Source organism: Streptomyces sp. NPDC097640, from assembly GCF_040302705.1.
Lineage (GTDB): Bacteria > Actinomycetota > Actinomycetes > Streptomycetales > Streptomycetaceae > Streptomyces.
In genome coordinates this window covers 307,428-326,596 of the sequence record NZ_JBEOSB010000001.1, presented here as the reverse complement: position 1 = coordinate 326,596, position 19,169 = coordinate 307,428, and the positions used below count along the sequence as shown (strand labels likewise).

General features: G+C 70.5%; 19 protein-coding genes. 4 read left to right on the top strand and 15 right to left on the bottom strand.

The features are described 5' to 3' along the window. Positions 1-6: 6 nt before the first annotated feature. From ABTY62_RS00900 to ABTY62_RS00845, 12 genes are all read right to left on the bottom strand, one after another. Positions 7-903 (bottom strand): DMT family transporter, encoded by an 897-nt coding sequence (locus ABTY62_RS00900; RefSeq protein ID WP_352127172.1) that lies wholly within the window; start codon positions 901-903, stop codon positions 7-9. 97 nt (positions 904-1,000) lie between these two features. After that, on the bottom strand, positions 1,001-2,008 hold the full coding sequence (locus ABTY62_RS00895) for an ABC transporter substrate-binding protein (RefSeq protein WP_352127171.1): 1,008 nt from the start codon (positions 2,006-2,008) through the stop codon (positions 1,001-1,003). Next, the gene (locus ABTY62_RS00890) at positions 2,001-2,801 is read right to left on the bottom strand and encodes an ABC transporter ATP-binding protein (protein ID WP_352127170.1); all 801 of its coding nucleotides are present in this window, start codon (positions 2,799-2,801) and stop codon (positions 2,001-2,003) included. Before ABTY62_RS00890 ends, ABTY62_RS00895 begins: the two co-directional genes overlap by 8 nt. Positions 2,802-2,809: 8 nt before the next feature. After that, positions 2,810-3,667: an ABC transporter permease gene (locus ABTY62_RS00885; protein WP_352127169.1), complete on the bottom strand. Its 858-nt coding sequence runs from the start codon at positions 3,665-3,667 to the stop codon at positions 2,810-2,812. Next, complete coding sequence (locus tag ABTY62_RS00880; protein ID WP_352127168.1) at positions 3,664-4,704, bottom strand: LLM class flavin-dependent oxidoreductase; 1,041 nt, start codon at positions 4,702-4,704, stop codon at positions 3,664-3,666. Before ABTY62_RS00880 ends, ABTY62_RS00885 begins: the two co-directional genes overlap by 4 nt. Beyond that, the gene (locus ABTY62_RS00875) at positions 4,701-5,336 is read right to left on the bottom strand and encodes an OsmC family protein (RefSeq protein ID WP_352127167.1); all 636 of its coding nucleotides are present in this window, start codon (positions 5,334-5,336) and stop codon (positions 4,701-4,703) included. Before ABTY62_RS00875 ends, ABTY62_RS00880 begins: the two co-directional genes overlap by 4 nt. Before the next feature lie 18 nt (positions 5,337-5,354). Then, a complete protein-coding gene (locus tag ABTY62_RS00870; protein ID WP_352127166.1) occupies positions 5,355-6,521 on the bottom strand; it encodes an alkylhydroperoxidase domain protein in 1,167 nt (388 codons plus the stop codon). Then, positions 6,518-7,606 carry an LLM class flavin-dependent oxidoreductase gene (locus ABTY62_RS00865; RefSeq protein ID WP_352127165.1) on the bottom strand — a complete coding sequence of 363 codons (1,089 nt, stop codon included), beginning with the start codon at positions 7,604-7,606 and terminating at the stop codon, positions 6,518-6,520. Before ABTY62_RS00865 ends, ABTY62_RS00870 begins: the two co-directional genes overlap by 4 nt. Next, positions 7,606-8,352, bottom strand: a complete 747-nt coding sequence (locus ABTY62_RS00860) for an ABC transporter ATP-binding protein (RefSeq protein ID WP_352127164.1) — start codon at positions 8,350-8,352, stop codon at positions 7,606-7,608. Before ABTY62_RS00860 ends, ABTY62_RS00865 begins: the two co-directional genes overlap by 1 nt. Then, positions 8,349-9,227: an ABC transporter ATP-binding protein gene (locus ABTY62_RS00855; protein WP_352127163.1), complete on the bottom strand. Its 879-nt coding sequence runs from the start codon at positions 9,225-9,227 to the stop codon at positions 8,349-8,351. The genes ABTY62_RS00860 and ABTY62_RS00855 overlap by 4 nt, the downstream gene beginning before the upstream one ends. Further along, the gene (locus ABTY62_RS00850) at positions 9,224-11,041 is read right to left on the bottom strand and encodes an ABC transporter permease (protein ID WP_352127162.1); all 1,818 of its coding nucleotides are present in this window, start codon (positions 11,039-11,041) and stop codon (positions 9,224-9,226) included. The genes ABTY62_RS00855 and ABTY62_RS00850 overlap by 4 nt, the downstream gene beginning before the upstream one ends. A gap of 10 nt (positions 11,042-11,051) precedes the next feature. Beyond that, positions 11,052-12,194, bottom strand: a complete 1,143-nt coding sequence (locus ABTY62_RS00845; protein WP_352127161.1) for an ABC transporter substrate-binding protein — start codon at positions 12,192-12,194, stop codon at positions 11,052-11,054. A gap of 431 nt (positions 12,195-12,625) precedes the next feature. Between ABTY62_RS00845 and ABTY62_RS00840 the strand changes: the two genes are divergently transcribed. Both ABTY62_RS00840 and ABTY62_RS00835 read left to right on the top strand, forming a co-directional pair. Further along, entirely contained in the window at positions 12,626-13,258 is a 633-nt protein-coding gene (locus ABTY62_RS00840) for a VOC family protein (protein WP_352127160.1), read from the top strand. Continuing rightward, positions 13,255-13,914 carry a GntR family transcriptional regulator gene (locus ABTY62_RS00835; protein ID WP_352127159.1) on the top strand — a complete coding sequence of 220 codons (660 nt, stop codon included), beginning with the start codon at positions 13,255-13,257 and terminating at the stop codon, positions 13,912-13,914. Before ABTY62_RS00840 ends, ABTY62_RS00835 begins: the two co-directional genes overlap by 4 nt. Here the strand turns inward: ABTY62_RS00835 and ABTY62_RS00830 are convergent. The 3 genes from ABTY62_RS00830 to ABTY62_RS00820 all read right to left on the bottom strand — a co-directional run bounded on the left by ABTY62_RS00830 (position 13,911) and on the right by ABTY62_RS00820 (position 16,555). Further along, a complete protein-coding gene (locus ABTY62_RS00830) occupies positions 13,911-14,510 on the bottom strand; it encodes an exonuclease domain-containing protein (protein ID WP_352127158.1) in 600 nt (199 codons plus the stop codon). The genes ABTY62_RS00835 and ABTY62_RS00830 overlap by 4 nt on opposite strands. A 65-nt stretch (positions 14,511-14,575) precedes the next feature. Beyond that, a complete protein-coding gene (locus tag ABTY62_RS00825; RefSeq protein WP_352127157.1) occupies positions 14,576-15,628 on the bottom strand; it encodes a ketoacyl-ACP synthase III family protein in 1,053 nt (350 codons plus the stop codon). A 318-nt stretch (positions 15,629-15,946) separates the two neighbouring features. After that, positions 15,947-16,555, bottom strand: coding sequence for a TetR/AcrR family transcriptional regulator (locus tag ABTY62_RS00820; RefSeq protein ID WP_352127156.1), 609 nt, complete (start codon positions 16,553-16,555; stop codon positions 15,947-15,949). Between the two features lie 46 nt (positions 16,556-16,601). Here ABTY62_RS00820 and ABTY62_RS00815 point away from each other — a divergent pair, with 46 nt between their 5' ends. Both ABTY62_RS00815 and ABTY62_RS00810 read left to right on the top strand, forming a co-directional pair. After that, positions 16,602-17,066, top strand: coding sequence for an SRPBCC family protein (locus ABTY62_RS00815; protein ID WP_352127155.1), 465 nt, complete (start codon positions 16,602-16,604; stop codon positions 17,064-17,066). A 322-nt stretch (positions 17,067-17,388) separates the two neighbouring features. Then, positions 17,389-19,155, top strand: coding sequence for an ABC transporter ATP-binding protein (locus ABTY62_RS00810; protein ID WP_502997377.1), 1,767 nt, complete (start codon positions 17,389-17,391; stop codon positions 19,153-19,155). Positions 19,156-19,169: the final 14 nt, after the last annotated feature.

The following is a 19,169-nucleotide window of genomic DNA, read 5'->3' as shown; positions in this document are numbered from 1 at the left end:
GTCCGGTCAGCCTCCTCGAAGCCGGCGGGTCTCCCCTTCACCGATCGCCGGCGAGCGCGACAGGATCACCACACAGGCGGCCAGGAGCAGGCCACTGGCCGCGGCGAACAGCAGATAGAGGCCACCGCGCACCATCTCCCCGAAGACGGTGACGCCCCACAGGACGGACACCAGCGGATCGGTCAGCGTCAGGGCCGGCTGCGCGGCGACCAGCCGACCCGCGTGCATCGCCGACTGGAGCAGGAACATCGCCAGCGCGCCGCAGACGATCATGCAATACAGCTCCCATCCCGTGAACACGCCGGCGATGCCCGCTTCGCCGAACCGGACCGTGACCGCCTTGATGAACGCCGCCGTCAGGCCGAACTGGCACCCCGCCGCCATGCCGAACCCCGCGGCCCGCCGCGCGCTGCCTTCCCGCTGATCCCGGGCGACACGGCCGCGCCGCGCCCACTCGAACGCCGCCGCTGTCGCCACCATGGTCGCGGCGCCCGCCAGCAGCCACTCGTACCACGGCACCTCCTGCGCGTGCCCGGCGGACGGGGCGAGAAAGAACAGCAGTCCGGCCAGCGCCGCCGCCATACCAAGGGCCGCGCCCGCCTCCCGCGGCCTCAGCGGCGCGCGGAACACCCATGCCGCCAGGAACAGGGTCAGTGGCAGCTCACAGACCAGGATCGGCTCCACCACGGACAGCTCACCACGGCCGAGCGCGGCGGCTTGGAGAAGGAAGCCGACGACGACCCCGGCGAACCCGGCGAGCCACACCGGCTGACGCAACAGCTCGCCGATGAGTTTGGGCCGCAGTGCCAATTCGGGAGGCATTTCACGGTTCGCCTTGCGCTGCAACACCGAGGAGATGGCGTTGGCGCAGGCCGCCAGCACCGACAACAGGTACGTGAGCACGTCCAGCCGATCAACCAGGACATATAAGGATATTCGTTCCCCATGCTACCGGCCGTCTCCGGTGACGTACTGATCTTGCTGAGGCAGCCGACCTGCGTCAACGCTCCGTGGCCAGGGCCTCCGCGGCGATCGTGTGGTCGATCGCCGCGTCCCAGTCGACGCTCTTGGTCAGGACGCCGGACGCCTTGAGTTCCCTCTCCTGGCGTTTCAGATCGGAGAGGAAGCGCTCGTTGGGCGCCGAGAGCAGATACTCACGGCGGCGGAAGGTGAGCGCGGCGACCTCGGCGTCCAGCTTGTTGGCGGAGGCGAAAAGCCGAAGCGCCTCGTCGTGGTGGGCGTTGACCCAGGTCAGCGCCTTGCGGTAGGTGCGGAGCGCCTTGGCTATGGTCTTCGGGTACTTCTTCACATAGTCCCGGTGGCCGTAGATCACCACGTAGTTCTCGACCAGGCCCTGGCCGGTGAGCAGCGTGCGGGTGCGCTGGGAGGCCTCGAGCTGGGCGACGAACGGGTCCCAGGTCTGTACGGCGTCCACGGAGCCGGACAGCAGGGCGGCGGTGATCTGGTCGGTGGTGAGGGGGATGAACCTGATCTCGTCCGTGTCGATTCCGGCCTTCTCCGCCGCGCGCAGGACGAACAGGTTGGCGTTGATCGTGGTGCCGTAGGAGCCGAGCTTCCTGCCCTTGAGATCGGTGACGCTCTTGATCCCGGAGTCCTTGCGGACCAGCAACGCCTGGGTGCGCGGGCTGTGTTCGACGAGGGCGACGACGGTGAACGGCTGGCCGGAGAGCTGGATCGGCCCCAGCCCGCCGACCCCGAGATCGAGTGCGCGGCCGGCCACCGACTGCTGGATGACGGTCGGGTCGAGGACCTTGAGCGACACGTCGGTGCCGTCGCCGCGCAGCGCCGAGGCGAGGGTCTTCTGCTTCTGTAGCACGTCCATCACGATGTAGGGCGGCTGGAATCCGATCCTGAGCTGCCCCGCGACGCCCTTTCCCGCCGAGCCGGAGGCCGCGGCGCCGGGCCCGCACGCCGCGAGCGATGTCGCGGCGGCGCCGCCCGCCGCGGCTCGCAGCAGTCCGCGCCGGGACAGAGAGAGGTCAGGCATGGTGCTTCTCCTCGGAAGGATCGGTGCGTGGGGAATCGGGGTGTCGGGAGAGGCCGCTCAGGGCGAAGTCCCCGAGCAGTGCCGCGCGGTGCTCGGCGAAGCGCGCCGAGGCCCGGTCCCGCGGGTAGGGCAGGTCGATCTCGTGGACGCGCCGCACACGCCCCGGGCGGGGGTCGAGGACGACGACGCGCTGGGCGAGGGCGACCGCCTCGTCGATGTCGTGTGTGACCAGGACGGCGGTGACGTGATGGGCGGCCCAGATGTCGTGCAGGGCGTCCTGGAGCCGGATCCGGGTGAACGCGTCCAGTGCGCCGAAGGGTTCGTCCAGAAGAAGGACGTCAGGAGAGGGCGCCAGGGCGCGGGCGATGGCCACGCGCTGCGCCATGCCGCCGGACAGCTGGCCGGGGTAGGCGTCGGCGAAGCCCTCCAGGCCGACCAGCTCCACGAGTTCGGCCACCCGTCGCTCCCGCGCCGCGCGGTCGCCCCGCAGCCCGGCGCCGATGTTCTTGGCGACGGACTGCCACGGGAAGAGGCGGTGTTCCTGGAAGACCAGGCCGCGCGAGGCATGCGGCCCGGTGACCGGTTCACCGCCCGCGGACACCTCCCCCTCACCCCGGGTGTCCAGGCCCGCGACGGCCCGCAGGAGGGTCGACTTACCGCAGCCGGACGGCCCGACCAGGGCGGTGAACTCGCCCGGCGCGATGTCCAGGTCGACGCCGTCGACGGCCCTGAGAGCACCGGCCGGGGTGGTGAACGTACGGCCGTAGCCGCGCAGGGACAAGGCGATGCTCATGGCCCGGATCACGCTCCCGCGTGCAGGTCGCGCCAGCGCAGCAGCCGTCGCTCCGCGGCCCGTACGAGCAGGTCGACGGCCTTGCCCGCGACGGCGAAGACCAGCAGCGCCGCGATCACGACATCGACCCGCGACAGCTCGCGTCCCTGGTTGAGCATGAAGCCCAGCCCGGAGGTGGCCCCCAGGAGTTCGGCGAGGACCAGCAGCACCCAGGCGACGCCGAGCGCGTACCGGATGCCGTTGAGGATCTCCGGGAGCGCCGCGGGCAGGACGATCCGGCGCAGCACGGTGGGCCGGCTCCACTGGAACACCCGTCCCACCTCGATGAGTTTGCGGTCCACGTTGCGGATGCCGCCGAACGTGTTGAGGTACACCGGAAAGAAACTGCCCACCGCGACCAGCACCACCTTCGGCGCCTCGTCCAGCCCGAGCCAGACGATGAGCAGGGGCGACAGGCCGGACACCGGTACGGTGCGCAGCATCTGCACCGAGGTGTCGAGCAGCCGCTCGGACAGCGTGGACAGGCCGACGAGCGAGCCGAGCAGCAGCCCCAGCGACGCGCCGATCACAAAGCCGGAGGCCCAGCGCTCGGTGCTCGCGGACAGGTCGGTGACGAGAGTGCCGTCGCGGGCGGAGTCCCACAGGACACGGGCCACCGCACCGGGCGAGGGCAGCAGCAGTGGATCCATCCAGGTGTTCCAGGAGGCCAGCTGCCACATCCCGAGCACGCCGAGCGGCAGCAGCCACGGCAGCGGATCGGGCCGGCGGACGACGCGTCGGCGCGTACCGGCGGGACCCGTCTTCCGCTGCGCCGGTTGCTCGGCACGGCGGGTGTCGGGTGGCGCCGCCCTCGTCCCGGTGGTCACGGGAGCACCTCCCCGCTCGCCCCCGCGCCCACGGGGGCCAGCAGCGGGGCGACCTCGGTCGCGATGAGCTCCAGGTTGCGCAGCGACTCCTCCACCGTCGCCCCGTAGTGGACCTGCACGATCAGCTCGGTCGTGTACGGCAGGATCCGGTCGCGGTTCAGCTGCTCGGCGATCTGTTCCGGATGGCCGTGGAAGAAGTTGGACCGCGCGAGATAGTCGTCGAAGCCGAGGCCGGGCGGGAACTCCCCGTTGCGGAGCGGGCCTTCGAGATAGCGGCGGACGATCCTCCGGAACTCCCCCTCGCTCGCCGCGGGGTCCTTGGTGGCGAACAGCGCGCGCGAGACGGCGATACGCGGCGCCGCTCCGGGCCCCGCGGCCAGTTGTTCCAGGTAGGGCTCGACCACGCGCAGCTGGTCGAGATCGGTCGGGCCCGGCACCCCGAGCGCGCGGCGCGCCAGCAGCAGGCCCGCGCCCCGGGTCCCGGCCTCCGCGCCGCCGCGCGGATTGGCGGAGGACCACCACACCCGGTCGGCCAGCCCGGGGACGGGCGGCTGGAGCACCGGGCCGTCCGGGCGGTCTCCCAGCGGCTCGCCGCGCAGGGCACGCAGCGTCCGGTCGAGCACCCGCGAACCACGCTCCCGCCGGCGTGCCGGGTCGATGCCGAATGCCGCGAAGACCCTTTCCGCCTCGGGGCCGAATCCGCCGTTTCCGAGGCCGAGTTCGAGCCGCCCCTCGCTGATCTCGTCGACGACGGCGGCGTCTTCGGCGAGCCGTACGGGGTCCTCCAGGGGGGCGATCACGACCGCCGTGCCCAGCCGGATCCGGCTGGTCCGCGCGGCGACGGCGGCCAGGAACGGCAGCGGCGAGGGAACGCGTCCGTAGTCGTCCTGGAAGTGGTGCTGCGAGATCCAGCCGGTGTCGTAACCGAGTTCGTCGGCGGTCCGGAAGAGGCGCAGGAGACCCCGGTAGGTCTCCCGCGTGTCGACGGGACCGTTCGCGTGGGTGAGGAAGCCGAGCCGGATGCGGGAGGCCGTCATATCTCCTCCGGACTGCCGGTCAGGACCACTCGGCCGGTGACGCTCTGCGGGTTGACGAGGAGGTTGTAGATCGGGCACTTGCGCTCGACCGTCTCGTGCAGCTCGCGGATGCGCGCGCCGGTGGCCGGTGAGGTGATGTGCACGGTGTACGAGATGTTGTGCGGGTAGATCGGCACCTGCTCGAACCCGGGCTGTCCGGCGCGCGGGTCCTGGTCGGCCTGCACCTCGACCTCGAGGGAGTCCAGGGGGATCCGCAGGTCGGCGGCCTGGATGAGGAAGATGTGGGTGAGGCAGCTGGACAGTACGCCGAGCTGGATCTCGGGCGAGGCGGGCCCGAGGTCGTAACCGGCGAAGTCCGGCGGGGAGTCGCTGAGGATCTGGTGGTGGCGGATGCGGATGCGCCGTACGCCGCTGCGCTCCTCGGCCTTGGTCCTGGCTCGCAGCCGGTTCGGTTCGGTCACGGAGCCGGTGCGCTCGGCCTCCCGCTTGGCGAGCAGCGCGGCGCGCTTGACCTCGAGATAGGCGCGCAGGCCGGGCCGCGGGTCGGAGGCGGTGTCGAGCAACTGGTCCGCTGTCCGCGGCGCTTCGTCGTTGTTCTTGCGGGTCGTGTTCGCTGTGGCGGTGGGTGGCATGTCCGTACCTCTTTCGGTTCAGGGCTGCGCGGGCGGTTCGGGGTCGCCGAGGGTGAGCATCAGGCGGTTGGCCCAGGCGAAGAACGCGGCGGCCTGGGTGGCGTCGAGGATGTCCGGGTCGTCGAGGCCGAGTTCGCGCAGGGCGGCGATGTGGGTGTGGTCGGCCGTCGGCGGTGTCGTGGTCAGTGCGGCAGCGAGGTCCGTGATGGCGCGCCAGCGGTCGTCCAGCGGGGTGTCCACGCCTTCGTCGAGCAACCGCTGGACATCCTCGTCCCGCTTGCTGAGCTGCGAGGCGAAGCGGCTGTGCACCGAGGCGCAGAACACGCAGCCGTTCACCCGCGAGGTCACGGTGGCGGCGAGTTCGCGCTCCTGTCGGGGCAGTCCGCCCCGGGTGTAGAAGATGCCGTTGTCGGTGGCGGTGCGCTCACCGAGCACCGCCGGGTCCAGGGCGAGCAGCCGGAAGTACGGGGACTGGAGCCGCTGTCCTGGCAGGACCGCGCGCTGCTCGTCCGTCACATCCTCGACCGCGACGGGCTCAAGCCAGGGCGTCCAGCCCAGCTGTTCCTGGGTGAATCCGGTCCGGGGCGCGTCCAGCGGACCGCGCGCGGGGCCCGGCGCGGGCCGCTCGTCCCCGCGGATCAGCGCCAGGCCGGCGAGCAGCCGGACCTGGAAGCTGACGTACGCGACGAGCTGCGACACCGTGATGATCGCTGCCGCGTCGAGCCCGGCCTCGGCCAGGGCGTCCAGGTCGGCGGGGGTGGCCGCCGCGGGGCGCAGGACCAGCAGGTCGGTGTGGGCGAGGATGGCGCGCAACCGGCCGTATACAGCCAGCGGGTCGGGGGCGGACGGTTCGGTGGCGGGGCGCAGCGGTCGGACGTCCTCGACGGCCGCCACCAGCTCCTTCGTCACACCGTCGGCACCGCCCGCGCCGAGCAGCTGCCCGGTGTAGTGCTCGGCCAGGACCTGGTCGCCGTGCAGCCGTGCCACCCGCAGCGCGGCCGCGAACCGCTCGGTGGTGGTCACGGAGGTGGCGGGGGCCGCGGGTGCGAACAGCGCGTCGTAGCTGCCCTGCGTGTGCCGGGTCGCCTCCGGTCGGCGGGCGCGCAGCCGCGCCAGCGGTGAGCCGGGGGCGATGGCGAGCAGTGTGCCGATCAGATCGGTGGGTGTGCCGGATGGGGTGGTCATTGTGGGTGGCCTTCCTCGGGGCGGGAACGGGTTGTGGTGGCGCCGCGCTCGGGGGCGGTTTCCGGGCCGGCGCGGAGCCCGTCGTCACGGCCGGGCCGCCAGCCCAGCGCCGGGGCGACCTCGGTGGCGATCAGCTCCAGCGACCGGAGCGTCTTCTCGTGCGACGGGTCGATCGAGTGGACCTGGATGATCAGGTCACTGGCCAGCGGGAGCAGCCGGTCGGCGCCGAGCGAGGCGATGACGTCCTGGGGGCTGCCGACATGGGCGTCGTCCTGGGTGCGGCGGGCCGCGGTCTCCCCCGCCGTCGCGGCGAACCGGCGGAAGCCGTCCTCGGCGTCCGCCAGCGCCTCCGCGCGGCTCGGCGCCACGTACACCGACCGGGACAGGCCGATCCGGGGAGTGGCATCCGGCCGCTCCCAGTGCTCCAGGTAGGCCGAGGCCAGGGGGTGTTGAGCGGTGCCGAGCGGTACGCGGGGCGGCTCCGGCCGGCCGTCCGGCACCGGGCTGAGCGCGGTACGGGCGAGCAGCAGACCACTGCCGTTCCGCGCGGCCCGGACCGCCCCCGCCACGCCGAAAGTGGCCTCCCAGAGCCGGTCGCCCAGGGTGTCGGCGGGTGGGAAGAGGGGCGGGGCGCCGGGCACGGGCTCCTTGCCGGACAGCGCGTCGCGCACCGCCTTCAGGGCCTGTTCGTAGGTGTCGCGGCGGTCCTCGGCCCGTCGGCCGAAGACGGAGAACACGAGGTCGCCGCCGCCCGTGCCGAAGCCGAGTTCCAGCCGTCCGCCGCTGAGCGCGTCGAGCACGGCCGCGTCCTCGGCGAGCCGGAACGGGCTCTCCAGGGGCAGGGTGATGATCCCGGTGCCGAGCCGCAGCCGGGTCGTGCGGGCCGCGGCGGCCGTCAGGAAGACCAGCGGCGACGGCAGCCCGCCCTGGTCGTGCAGATGGTGCTGGGCGACCCAGCCGGTGTCGAAGCCGAGTTCCTCGGCGGCGGTGAACAGCTCCAGGGCCCGTGCGTACAGCTCGGCGGGCGGGATGTCGTCGACCAGGCGGGTGAAGACGCCCAGCCGGAAGGGGTTTCGTAGCGGCATCAGGTGGCCTTTCCGAGGTAGGACTCGCGGACCGACGGGTCGTCGAGCAGCGCGCCCGCCCGCCCGTGCAGCACGATCGATCCGGTGCGCAGCACATAGCCGCGGGAGGCGATGGACAGGGCCAGTTCGGCGTTCTGCTCGACGATGAGCACCGCGACGCCCAGCGTGTGGTTGATGTCGGCGATCATGTCCAGCACCCGGTCGACGAAGAGCGGGGACAGACCCATCGTGGGTTCGTCCATGCAGATCAGTCGCGGTCTGCTCATGAGCGCCCGGGCGAAGGCCAGCATCTGCTGTTCGCCGCCGCTGAGGGTGCCGGCGTGCTGGGTGCGGCGTTCGGCGAGGCGCGGAAAGGACGTGTAGAGCCGCTCGATGTCCTCGCGGATCTCGCCGCGTCCCCTGCGGGTGAAGGCGCCGAGGTGCAGGTTCTCCTCGACCGTCATACCGGTGAAGACCCGTCGGGCCTCGGGGACGGAGGCGATGCCGCGGCGCACCCGGGCCCGGGGAGGCAGGGTGTCGATCCGCTCGCCGTCCAGCAGGACGTGTCCGGCGGCCGGGCGCAGCAGGCCGAGGACGGTCTTCATGGTGGTCGACTTGCCGGAGGCGTTGCCGCCGAGCAGGGACACGATCTCGCCGGGTCCGACCTCCAGGGACACCTGGGCCAGGGCCTGTGAGGGGCCGTAGAAGACGTCTATGTTCCTGAGTTCCAGCAGCGGCGGGGCCGTGGCGGGCGTCGGCACCATCATCGGGTCGCCTCCTCGTGTCGCGCACGGCGGCGGCCGAGGTAGGCCTCGACGACCCGCTCGTCGTCGCGAACCTCCGCGGGTGTCCCGGCGGCGATCGCCTGTCCTTCGTCCATCACGATCACCCGGTCGGAGACCGTCATCACCAGGTCGATCTTGTGCTCGACCAGCACGATCGTCTGTCCTTCGGCCTTCAACTCCAGGAGCTGGTCGAGCACTTCGGCCGTCTCGGTCTGGTTCATCCCGGCCGTCGGCTCGTCGAGGAGCAGCAGCGTCGGTTCGAGGGCGAGTGCGCGGGCGATCTCGGTGCGCCGACGGTTGGCGTACGACAGGGTGTGTGCGCGGTGGTCGGCGCGGGGGAGCAGCCGGGTCCCGAAGCGGGCGAGCTGTGCCTCGGTCCGCGCCGCGGCCTCGGACCGTTCGCGTCGCACGGCCGGGGGTTGTACGAGGGCCAGCAGCAGCTCGGCGAGCAGGGGGATCCAGCGCAGCACGGGCAGATGGCGCAGCCGGGCGAAGGGCCGGGTGCGCGTCAGCTTGGCGTACTGGCCGACGTTGACGTTGTCCGCGACGGGCAGGCTCGCGAAGACCCGGCCGTTCTGGAAGGTGCGGGCGATGCCCAGTTCCGCCCTGCGCTCGGCGGGCAGCCGCTCGATGCGGCGGCCGTGCAGCCGGATCTCGCCGCTGTCGGGGGTGAGCAGCCCGCCGAGCAGGTTGAGCGTGGTGGTCTTGCCGGAGCCGTTGGGGCCGATGACGCTGACCACCTCGCCCTGCCGGACCTGGAACGAGACGCCGTTCACGGCACGTACGGCGCCGAAGGAGCGGGCGAGGCCGGCGACCTCGAGCACGGGCGCGGGGAGGGGAGGGTGTTCGGCCGTCATGCCCGCCTCGCCCACAGGCCCTGCGGCCGGAACCGGATGAGCAGCAGCAAGAGCACTCCGTAGGTCAGAAGTCTGGCGTCCTGCGCCATCCGCAGGACCTCGGGGGCGCCCACGAGGACCACCGCGCCCAGCACGGCGCCGAACGGGCTGTTCATCCCGCCGAGCACGATGATGGTCAGGGCGAGCATGGACAGGTCCGGGCCGAACATCGTCGGGTCCAGATAGCTGTACTGGTGGGCCAGCAGGCTTCCGGCGAGCCCGGCGACGAAGGCGCCGACGGCGTACGCGAGCGCCTTGTAGTCGGCCGGGCGCAGGCCCGAGGCGCTGAGCGCCGTCTCGTCCGCGCCGACCGCCGACCAGATGGTGCCGAGGAAGGACTTCTGAAGCCGGACGACGAGGCCGAGCGCGACCAGCAGCACGGTCAGGTCGAGGAGATAGGTGTCCGTGGGCGTGATGATCTGGTGGCCGAAGAGGCTGGGCGGCGGGATCGCCGTGATGCCCAGCGGGCCGTGCGTCAGCCAGTCGAGGTTGAGGATCGCGGCCACGGTCACGGCGCCGATGCCGAGGGTGGCGATGGACACGTAGTGGCCGCTGAGCCGCCACGTCGGGGACATCAGCAGGGTGCCGACGACCGCGGCGGCCAGTCCGGCGGCGAACAGGGCGGCCAGGAAGGGCCAGCCGTGTTCGCCGGCGAGCAGCGCCGAGGTGTAGGCGCCCACCGCCATGGGCCCGGCCTGGCCGAGGGAGACCTGGGCCGCCGAACCGGAGACGAGGGTGAGGGAGAGCGCCAGGATCGCGAAGATCAGCACCTGGGTGCCGGTCGTGAGCTGGTAGTCGTCCGCCACCCATGGCACGACGCCGGCGGCGACCCCGACCAGGGCCAGGGCGTGCCACCACCGCAGCCGGAAGGGCCGGCCGCCGCCGAGGAACGTGCCCGTCAGCGGCTCCGCGGAGATCAGCGGCACCTTGCCCAGCAGTCCCCCGGGCCGGACCCAGAGCACGAGCAACAGGACCCCGAAGATGATGAGGTTGTCGACACCGGCGCCCCAGTAGGAGATGCCGAAGGCCTCGACGATGCCCAGCGCCAGTCCCCCGAGCACGGCTCCGGGCAGATTGCCGAGGCCGCCCAGGGTGGCGGCGGTGAAGGCGGTCAGCCCCGCGGCCGTACCGGCGCTGGGCGAGACGTTGCTGTTGTACATGCCGACCAGGACACCGGCCAGGCCGCCGAGCGCCGAGGCGAGCATGAACGACAGGTTCCGCACCCTGCCGACGGGCACGCCCATCTGGAGCGCCGCGTCGGAGTCCTGGGCGGTGGCGCGGATGGCCTGCCCGTACTTCGTGAACTTCAGAAAGCCGCCGAGCAGCAGGATGCAGCCGACGCTCACCGCGAACATCACCACGTCGAGGGTGCCGAAGCGGAAGCCCCCCACATGGAAGTTGAGGGTGTCCAGGGCCTGCGGGAACCGCCGGGTGTCGGGGCCGAACACCACCTGGGAGAGGTTGTCCAGGACCACCGACACCGCGTACGTGGCCAGCAGCGCAGCGATGGGCGGAACCTTGGCCAGCGGCCGGACCGCGAGCAGGTTGACGGCCAGGCCCAGGACGGCGGTGAAGGCGCAGACGCCGGCGATCGCCGCCCAGAGCGGCCAGTGCTGCTCGGCGATGAGCCACCAGCCGGACATGGTGCCGACCGCGAAGACCGACCCCTGGGCGAAGTTGACCACATTGGATACGCCGAAGATCAGCGAGAGTCCGATCGCGACGAGCGCATAGGTGTTGCCGTGGATGATCCCGGCGAGGAGTGTGTCGATCATGGTTCGGCCGTCATCCCTCGGCCGGGACCTGCTCGCCGTTCTTGACGATCACGGCGACGGGGGTCGGCGGGTCGGCAGGACGGCGGTCGGACTGGAAGCGGAACTTTCCGTACTGCACGCTCGGCAGATCGGCCGAGTTCTTCAGCCCCTGGTACACGCCCTGCCGGGTGGCGCCGCCCTTCTTGGCCGCGTGGACCAACTGGGTCAGCGCGTCGTACGCGTACACCTCGAACGCGCCCGGGACGTGCCCGTACTTCGCCTTGAACGCCTTGGTGAACGCCTTGACCCGGGGCTCGGTGGAGTTGGGGAACCAGGTGGCCGTGGTGAGCGCTCCCTCGGCGTCCTTCCCCGCGAGCTTGATGCCGGTGGCCGTCAGCTGCTCGGTGAAGATCTTGGCGGTGACCCCCGCCTTGGGCGCCTGGGTGAGGATCGCCGCCGCGTCGTTGTCGTAGCCGATGTCGTAGACCAGATCGGGCTCGGAGTCGCGGGCCTTGATCAGCAGCGGCCGGAAGTCGGTGGTGGAGGGCAGGTAGGGGGCGCTGTAGGTGACCGTCAGCCCGAGCTTCTCCGCCCGCTCCTGGAAGATCTCGAAGACCTGCTTGCCCCAGTCGGTGTTCTGGTAGACCACCGCGATCTTCTTGCCGAACTTCGCCAGTTCATCGGTCTGCTGGACCTCGGCGGTGGCCTGCGAGATGCCCGGGCTCCACATGTACTGCCCGCCGAGGGTGAACTTCGGCGAGGAGTTGGTGAAGCCGTACTGAACCAGCTTGTTCCGCTCGTAGACCGGCGAGGCGGCCATCGAGGCGGGGCTGGAGAAGTCGCCGAGCTCCGCGATGATGTTTCTGTCGTTGACGAACTTCTGGGCGATCGGCACGGACTGCTTGGGGTCGGACTGGCTGTCCTCCCACTTCAGCTTCACCTTGCGGCCGTTGATGCCGCCGTCGGCGTTGATCTGGTCGAGCGCGAGGTCGAAGCCCTGCTTGTAGAACTTCCCGTACTCGGCGTACTGGCCGGTGACGGGAGCCGAAACCCCGAAGTAGACGGGGCCGGTGCTGTCCGCCGACGTGCCGGAGCCTTCGCCGCACGCCGACAGGGCCAGCAGGGAGGTGGTCGTCAGGGCCCCGATGAGCAGGCGTCTCTTGCTGGATATCACGGTCGTACTCCTGGTGAGGACATGGCATCGCGAGGTAGCCGCCCGGACATGCGGGCGCACACGGCAGCGGTCGGCCGGAAGAGAATGAAGAGGGAGAAGAAAGGCGAAAAAACGCCACATGGCGGGTCAGAGACCCGTAAGAGGCGGACAAGGCCGCGGACGAGGATCGGAGACTACCGATCCCTCGCGGGGGCGGACCCGGCCGAGGTCAGATGCGACAGAGCGTGCCGGAGACGCGCAGCAGGTCGATGTGGCGACGCAGGGCGCGGGCGAAGCCGACGAGGCGGACGGGGGTGCCGTACACAGCGGACTCAGGCTTCACGGCAACTCCCTCCCGTCAGACGCTCGGACTCGATGGGCTCCGACCGTAGCCGCGCCCTTTCCGCACGTCAAGGCTTGAACGTATACACGCGTGTACGTAGTCTCCCGGGATGAACGCCCATCCCGGATCCCTCGACCACGTCGTCCTCGCCACGCCCGATCTCGAGGCGACGGTCGCCGACTTCGCCCGGCGCACCGGCGTGCGGCCCGCCCCCGGCGGCGCCCACCCGGACCGGGGCACCCGCAACTACCTGGTGTCGCTGGGCGGTTCGGGTTATCTGGAGATCATCGGCCCGGACGCGGATCAGCCCGAGCCCCCGCGGCCCCGCCCCTTCGGCATCGACCGGCTGACCGGTCCCAGGATGGTGACCTGGGCCATCAGCCCGCCCGACCTGGATCGGGCCGTGGCCGATGCCCACGCGGTCGGCTACGACCCGGGACCGGTACTCCCGATGAGCCGCCGCCGCCCGGACGGCACCCTCCTGACGTGGCGACTGACCTCCTTCGACACCGCGCACCCCTCCGGGCTGGTCCCGTTCCTCATCGACTGGACCGGATCGGCCCACCCCACCCAGGCCGGCCTCCCGCAGACCCCGCTGCTGGACCTGTCCGCCCGCACCCCGGATCCGGACGGGGTCCGTGCCCTCATCCTCGCCCTCGGCACCAGTCTGCCGCTGAGCTCGGGCCCCTTGAGGCTGTCCCTCACCGTTGACACCCCTCGTGGACCGGTGACCTTCACATGAGCGTCTACGACTCCGCCGCCGTGCAGTACGAATCCATCCGCGCCATGATCGTCGGCGGTGAACTCCCGCCAGGGGCCGTCCTCCTGGAGACGGCCCTGGCGAAGAAGCTCGGCGTCTCCCGCACCCCCGTGCGGGAAGCGCTCGCCCGGCTGGCCCAGGAGGAGCTGATCAACCGCGAGATACGCGGCTACGTCGTCAAGACGCGGACCCCGGAGGAGATCCGCGAGATCTACGACGTCCGGATCACCCTCGAGTCCGCCTGCGCCGCGGCGGCCGCGGAACAGGCGTCCCGTCGTGACCTGGCCGCCCTGGAGCACATCACCGCCGAAGCCGAACACTGTGCGGACCAGGAGAAGCACGCCGAGCTCAACACCGAGTGGCACCAGGCCCTGCGCGCCGCGGCGCACAACGGCACGATGTCCCGGCTGCTCGACGGACTCGGCGTGCTCCAGCAGATCTACAACCCGCAGATGACGCAGGTCGACCACCTGGACCAGGCCCTCCGCGCGGGGCAGGAGGAACACGTCGCGATCCTCGACGCCATCCGCCGAGGCGACGCGGAAACCGCGCGCACGGCGATGATCGGTCATCTGTCCCGCACCCGGGACCTGCGGGTGGATGCCTTCCAGAGGAACCACACGGCCATCCGGTGTTAGCGCCGGATGCCGCCCACGGGCAGGACCGCCCCGGTGCCGCACAGATGCTTGATGGCAGCGGCGAAGGAATAGCAGTCGAAGAGCGCCGAATGCTCCTTCCCTGCCGCGGGCCTGGGAAGGCCGAGCACCTGCCACAGGCGGCCGACGTTGCTGTTCTCCGTCTCCGGCGCGACGGCGTTCAACCAGGGACGAATATTCAGGAAATGGGCGGCGAGAAACCCGTGCTTGACGTCTTCCCCTCGGGCTCGCGCCCAGCCCACGTTCTCCCCGAGAACCACCATGTCGTTGCCGTAGGAAAGCACCGACTGCCCCCGGCAGAATCCGAGGAAGTCGCCGAGTGCCTCTGCCGCGGAGACCCCTTCCCGGTCCACCGTCTCCTGCTCGATTCCGGTCAACTCGATGAAGTAGGGGGACAGCTGCGGATTGACCACAGGCCGCACGACTGCCTCGTACTCCTCGGCGACGGAAAAGTCCTCACGCAGGCGCAGCGCACCGATCTGCACAATCTCACGAAGCTGTCCCGGCGCTCCCCAGTCCTGCTCGAGTGCCCCGTGCCATGTGGTGAATTCAAGGTCGAACACAACGAACGTGGACACAACGGGTCTCCCTCTCGCGCAAGTGGCTGCAAGGCTAGCGTCAAGCGCGGCCCGCCGGCGCCCCGTCAGTTACTCGCCTGCGGCCACTCCGGATCCGCCACGATCTCCACGACGGCGCAGCCGAAGGTGTACCCGTGGCCGACGCTGGACAGCACGACCTTGTCACCCGGTTTGACGGCCCCGGTCTCCAGAAGATGGTTGAGTCCGGCGAACTGGTCGCCCGCTCCCAGGTGGCCGAGGCGGCGGCCGAATTCCCAGTTGGTCTGTTCGACGTCGATGCCGGCGATCTTCTTGACCTCGTCCCAGTCGATCACCGCCCGCCCGGCGTGCGGGTACACGAACCGGGCGACGTCCTCGACACCGATGCCCGCCTCGCCCATCGCCTGCTCCATGACCCGCTGCTGCCCGGCGGCGCCCGCCCTGGCCGTATCGGCGACCTCCACGTCGCTGCTGCTCAGGTATTCCTTGAAGCGCCCCCGCAGGCTGACCGGCCACCCGTGCTCGCCCGCGGCGGCTGCCCACGGGCTCGTCCCCCGGTACGCGCCCTCGTGCGTCGTGTCGCAGATCACCGCGGTGGACAGGAGCCTGGCCACACCCGAGCCGCGCTTCAACACCACCGCCGTGGCCCCGTCGCCCCGGGGCGCCCTCTTGTCCGAGCGGTAGCGGTCGTACATCGGCAGCTGGTATTTGTCGCTGGTGGTGATGAGCGCGGCGCTGGACGGCCCGCCGGCCGCCACATAGGCCGCCACGAGGTCGAGCGTGCCGATGCCTCCGTTGGACGCCTGCTGTAAGTTCATCGCCGGGGCCCGGCCACCGACGGTACGAGACTGGATATACGCGGCGGGCGCCCAGTGGTCCAGGCCCTGGAATCCAAAACTGGTGACGTGTGCGACGAGCATGAAGTCGTCGTGCGCGGCCGTGCTGCGGCTCAGGGCGCGCCGTGCCGCCTCCACGGCCAGGTCGGCCTGGCTGAGGTCGTCCACGACGCTGACGCTCACCAGGTCGTCGACCTTGCATTCATCGGCGTCGTAACGCCCTTCGGCCACGGCCTGCCATACGTCCTCACTCCGGCCCAGCCGGACGCCCGACGCATCGATATAGAGGTCGTTCCATCTCATGTCCGCGTTTCCCTTTCCTCTGACAACCATGTCGCTGCCGCAACCTGTAGTCAGCCGCGCCCGGGAACGTCGAGTGGAACTCGGGCACATCAAACCGAAAGGGAACGAGCCTTTGCGTAATCCCCGCCCGAAAGCCGCGCCACCCCAGGAAAACCTGGAAACATCCCCCGTTCACCGCTGCATTCGACATCATCATCACCGGCGGCGGCCCAGCCGTCAGCAGAAGCGCCGCAAAGCTTTAGTCAAAGGAAATCGCGGAACATTGGATACGCCCAGTATGCACTGATCGTCTCCCATCGCCGATAAACGGCGAATCCATCACTCCGAGCCGTAGAACAGCCTCAGGAACTCCTCCATCGCCGCGTCGACAGCGGCGCGGTCACCGGTGGCGAGGAGGTCGAGCAGCAGACCGCGGACGGTGGCAAGGCCCAGCCTGGCGCGGTTCCGGGCCAGGGCAGGGTCCGTCCCCGCGCCGACCTCGGCGGCCTCGAGCGGCTCCAGCCAGTCCGTCACGAGCCCTTGGAGCACCGGGACGGCCTCGGGCCGGCCCCGGAGCGCGTGCCCGCAGACTTCGAAGAACAGCCGCTCCTGACCGGCCACCCGAGGATCCGTCAGCTGCTGCCACAGCCGCCGCGCGACATCGGCGGGCGAGAGACCGGGCTCCAGGCGGAGCCGGGACAGCAGTTCGCGCTGGCGCCGCTCCGACGCCCGGACGATCTCGATGAGCAGCTGTTCCTTGGAGCCGAAGTAGTGGATCAGCATGCGGTGGCTGACGCCGATCGCGGCGCCCAGGCGGCGCAGGCTCAGATCCGCGATGCCGTGCGCCGCGACGTGGTCGACTGCCGCGTCCACCAGTTGTGTGCGCCGGTCCCCGTCCGTGCCGTGCCCGGCCTCGCCGTCGGAATGCGCGTCGTCCGTAGTCACCACGTCGCGAGTGTACCAATCGGTACATCGAGCATGTACCGTCTGGTACATGAAGTCCGTCACCGTGTCGATCGACGTGCCGCAGACGCCCGAGCAGGTCTACGACTTCCTCGATGTCATGGCTCACCATGAGCGATTCACCAACCACTACCTCACCGACTATCGCTACAGCGGCCCCGACCGCGGCGTCGGATCGCGCGCCACGGTCACCGTGGCGCTGGGCGGCACGAAGACCGACGTCGGCATCGAGGTCGTCGAGGCCGACGCGCCGCGGCGCATCGTCGAACGCAACGTCAGCGCGGGCGGCCGGCGGCTGGCCCACGGCACCTACGCCATCGAGCCGCTGCCAACCGGCGGGAGCCACATCTCGTTCACCTACGCCTGGGCACGGGCCCCGCTCGCCGACCGGCTGCTGGCCCCTGCCGTACGGGCCACGATGCGGCGCGCCAACGGCACGGTCATGCGACGCCTGGCCGCCGAGTTGGCTCGCCACGTGCCCACGACCGACTCCTGACAGCTGTACGACGCGGGACACAAGGCGGCACGGCGGCCCTGGTCGATGGCAAGGCGGTGGCGATGGCTGAGAAAAACGCTTGGACGCCACGGTCGCCGTCACGGGACACTGCGCCTTCGGGCCGGTCCGTACCCGCACCTTGACGTTGCCACGACCTTCGCGGGGGCTCCGTCGCCGTGTCGCGTCTGTGGGAGGACGACCCGGACGAGGGAGGAAACGGCAGGCCCCGGCAGAAACATATGACGGGCCGCCATACGACAGACCCAGGGGTGGAATGGGATCGCCTGAATCGCGCGAGGTCCCGCCGGGCACGGGCCCGGTGATGCTCGCACTTCGTTACTACGGACGCGAGTTGTCCCGGCTACGGCGGGTGGCGGTGCCCGCGATGCTCCTGCCGGCGCTGGGCAACATCGGCATCTTCTACATCGGGCCGCTGATCGTCGCGAAGCTCGTGGGCCGAATCGCCGGCGACTCCGGTGTCTCGACCGGCACGACGCTGCCCTACGTACTCGGCTTCGTCAGTGTCCTACTGCTGGCGGAGTTGCTGTGGCGCATCGGCCTTCACTGCCTGAACCGCCTTGACGCGCACGGCATCGAGCATCTGTACGTGATCGGTATGGACGAGTTGTTCGCCAAGGACGCGGCGTTCTTCCACGACAACTTCGCCGGGTCGCTGACCAAGCGGGTCCTGAGCTTCGCCGCCCGCTTCGAACAGTTCATCGACACGCTGGCATTCTCGGTCGTGGCCAACTTCGTGCCGCTGGTGTTCGCCTCGGTCGTGCTCTGGACGTATGAACCGCTGCTCGTCGTCGGGCTCTTGGTGATGATCGTACTGACGGCGCTGTGTGCGATGCCCCTCATCCGGCGCCGCCAGCGGCTCGTCGACCAGCGCGAGGAGGCGATCGCCCGGGTGGCGGGCCACGTCGCCGACAGCCTGATGAACATGGCCACGGTCCGGGCGTTCGCCGCCGAGGAACGGGAGGCCGCGGAGCACCGGTCCCGCGTCGCGGAGTCGCGGCGACTCACGCTGAGGTCCTGGGACTACGGCAATCTGCGCATCGACACGCTGGTCGCGCCGCTGTCCGTGCTGACCAACACGCTGGGCCTGCTGCTCGCGGTCGCGCTCGGCGGGGGCACCCACAGTGTGGAAGCGGTCGTGGTCGCCTTCACGTACTACTCCAACGCGACGCGGATCATGTTCGAGTTCAACCAGATCTACCGTAGTCTGGAGAGCTCGATGACGGAGGCCGCGCAGTTCACCGAGTTGCTGCTGACACCGCCGACTGTGCTCGACCCGGCGTCGCCGGAGCCGCTGCGGGCCGAGGGCGCCGACGTCCGCTTCGAGAAGGTGACCTTCGCACACGCGGGCGCGGAGACACTGTTCGACGGCCTCGACCTGGCCGTGCCCAGCGGGACGAAGATCGGTCTCGTCGGCCGGTCCGGCGGGGGCAAGACCACGCTCACCCAACTGCTGCTGCGGATGACGGACATCGACGCCGGCCGGATCCTGATCGGAGGGCAGGACATCAGCAGGCTGCGCCAGGCCGACCTGCGCAGCCTGATCGCCTACGTGCCACAGGACCCGGCGATGTTCCACCGCACACTGCGGGACAACATCGCGTTCGCCCGACCCGACGCCACCGACGCCGACATCCGCCGCGCGACCGAGGCGGCGCATGTCACGGAGTTCGCCGATGCGCTGCCGGACGGCTTCGACACCATGGTGGGCGAGCGCGGTGTCAAGCTGTCCGGCGGACAGCGTCAGCGGGTCGCCCTTGCCAGGGCGATCCTGCGCGACGCGCCGATCCTGCTGCTCGACGAGGCGACCAGCGCCCTGGACTCCGAGAGCGAGATCCTCGTCCAGGAGGCTCTGTGGCGGCTCATGGAGGGGCGGACGGCGCTTGTGGTGGCCCACCGGCTGAGCACCATCGCCACCATGGACCAGGTCGTCGTCCTCGACCGCGGACGGATCGTCGAGCAGGGCCCGCACCAGGAACTGCTCGCGTCCGACGGCGCCTACGCGAAGCTGTGGCAGCACCAGGTGGGCGGCTTCCTCGATGACAGCCCCGCACGGGCCGACCTGCACTGATCCTCGTGTCGCCC

What these genes read in the sequence shown, in the direction of transcription:
- ABTY62_RS00810 (WP_502997377.1), top strand. Translation starts at nt 17,389, where the DNA reads ATGCTCGCACTTCGTTACTACGGACGCGAGTTGTCCCGGCTACGGCGG.
- ABTY62_RS00815 (WP_352127155.1), top strand. Translation starts at nt 16,602, where the DNA reads ATGAAGTCCGTCACCGTGTCGATCGACGTGCCGCAGACGCCCGAGCAG.
- ABTY62_RS00895 (WP_352127171.1), bottom strand. Translation starts at nt 2,008, where the DNA reads ATGCCTGACCTCTCTCTGTCCCGGCGCGGACTGCTGCGAGCCGCGGCG.
- ABTY62_RS00890 (WP_352127170.1), bottom strand. Translation starts at nt 2,801, where the DNA reads ATGAGCATCGCCTTGTCCCTGCGCGGCTACGGCCGTACGTTCACCACC.
- ABTY62_RS00880 (WP_352127168.1), bottom strand. Translation starts at nt 4,704, where the DNA reads ATGACGGCCTCCCGCATCCGGCTCGGCTTCCTCACCCACGCGAACGGT.
- ABTY62_RS00855 (WP_352127163.1), bottom strand. Translation starts at nt 9,227, where the DNA reads ATGACGGCCGAACACCCTCCCCTCCCCGCGCCCGTGCTCGAGGTCGCC.
- ABTY62_RS00850 (WP_352127162.1), bottom strand. Translation starts at nt 11,041, where the DNA reads ATGATCGACACACTCCTCGCCGGGATCATCCACGGCAACACCTATGCG.
- ABTY62_RS00835 (WP_352127159.1), top strand. Translation starts at nt 13,255, where the DNA reads ATGAGCGTCTACGACTCCGCCGCCGTGCAGTACGAATCCATCCGCGCC.
- ABTY62_RS00860 (WP_352127164.1), bottom strand. Translation starts at nt 8,352, where the DNA reads ATGATGGTGCCGACGCCCGCCACGGCCCCGCCGCTGCTGGAACTCAGG.
- ABTY62_RS00840 (WP_352127160.1), top strand. Translation starts at nt 12,626, where the DNA reads ATGAACGCCCATCCCGGATCCCTCGACCACGTCGTCCTCGCCACGCCC.
- ABTY62_RS00825 (WP_352127157.1), bottom strand. Translation starts at nt 15,628, where the DNA reads ATGAGATGGAACGACCTCTATATCGATGCGTCGGGCGTCCGGCTGGGC.
- ABTY62_RS00865 (WP_352127165.1), bottom strand. Translation starts at nt 7,606, where the DNA reads ATGCCGCTACGAAACCCCTTCCGGCTGGGCGTCTTCACCCGCCTGGTC.
- ABTY62_RS00875 (WP_352127167.1), bottom strand. Translation starts at nt 5,336, where the DNA reads ATGCCACCCACCGCCACAGCGAACACGACCCGCAAGAACAACGACGAA.
- ABTY62_RS00870 (WP_352127166.1), bottom strand. Translation starts at nt 6,521, where the DNA reads ATGACCACCCCATCCGGCACACCCACCGATCTGATCGGCACACTGCTC.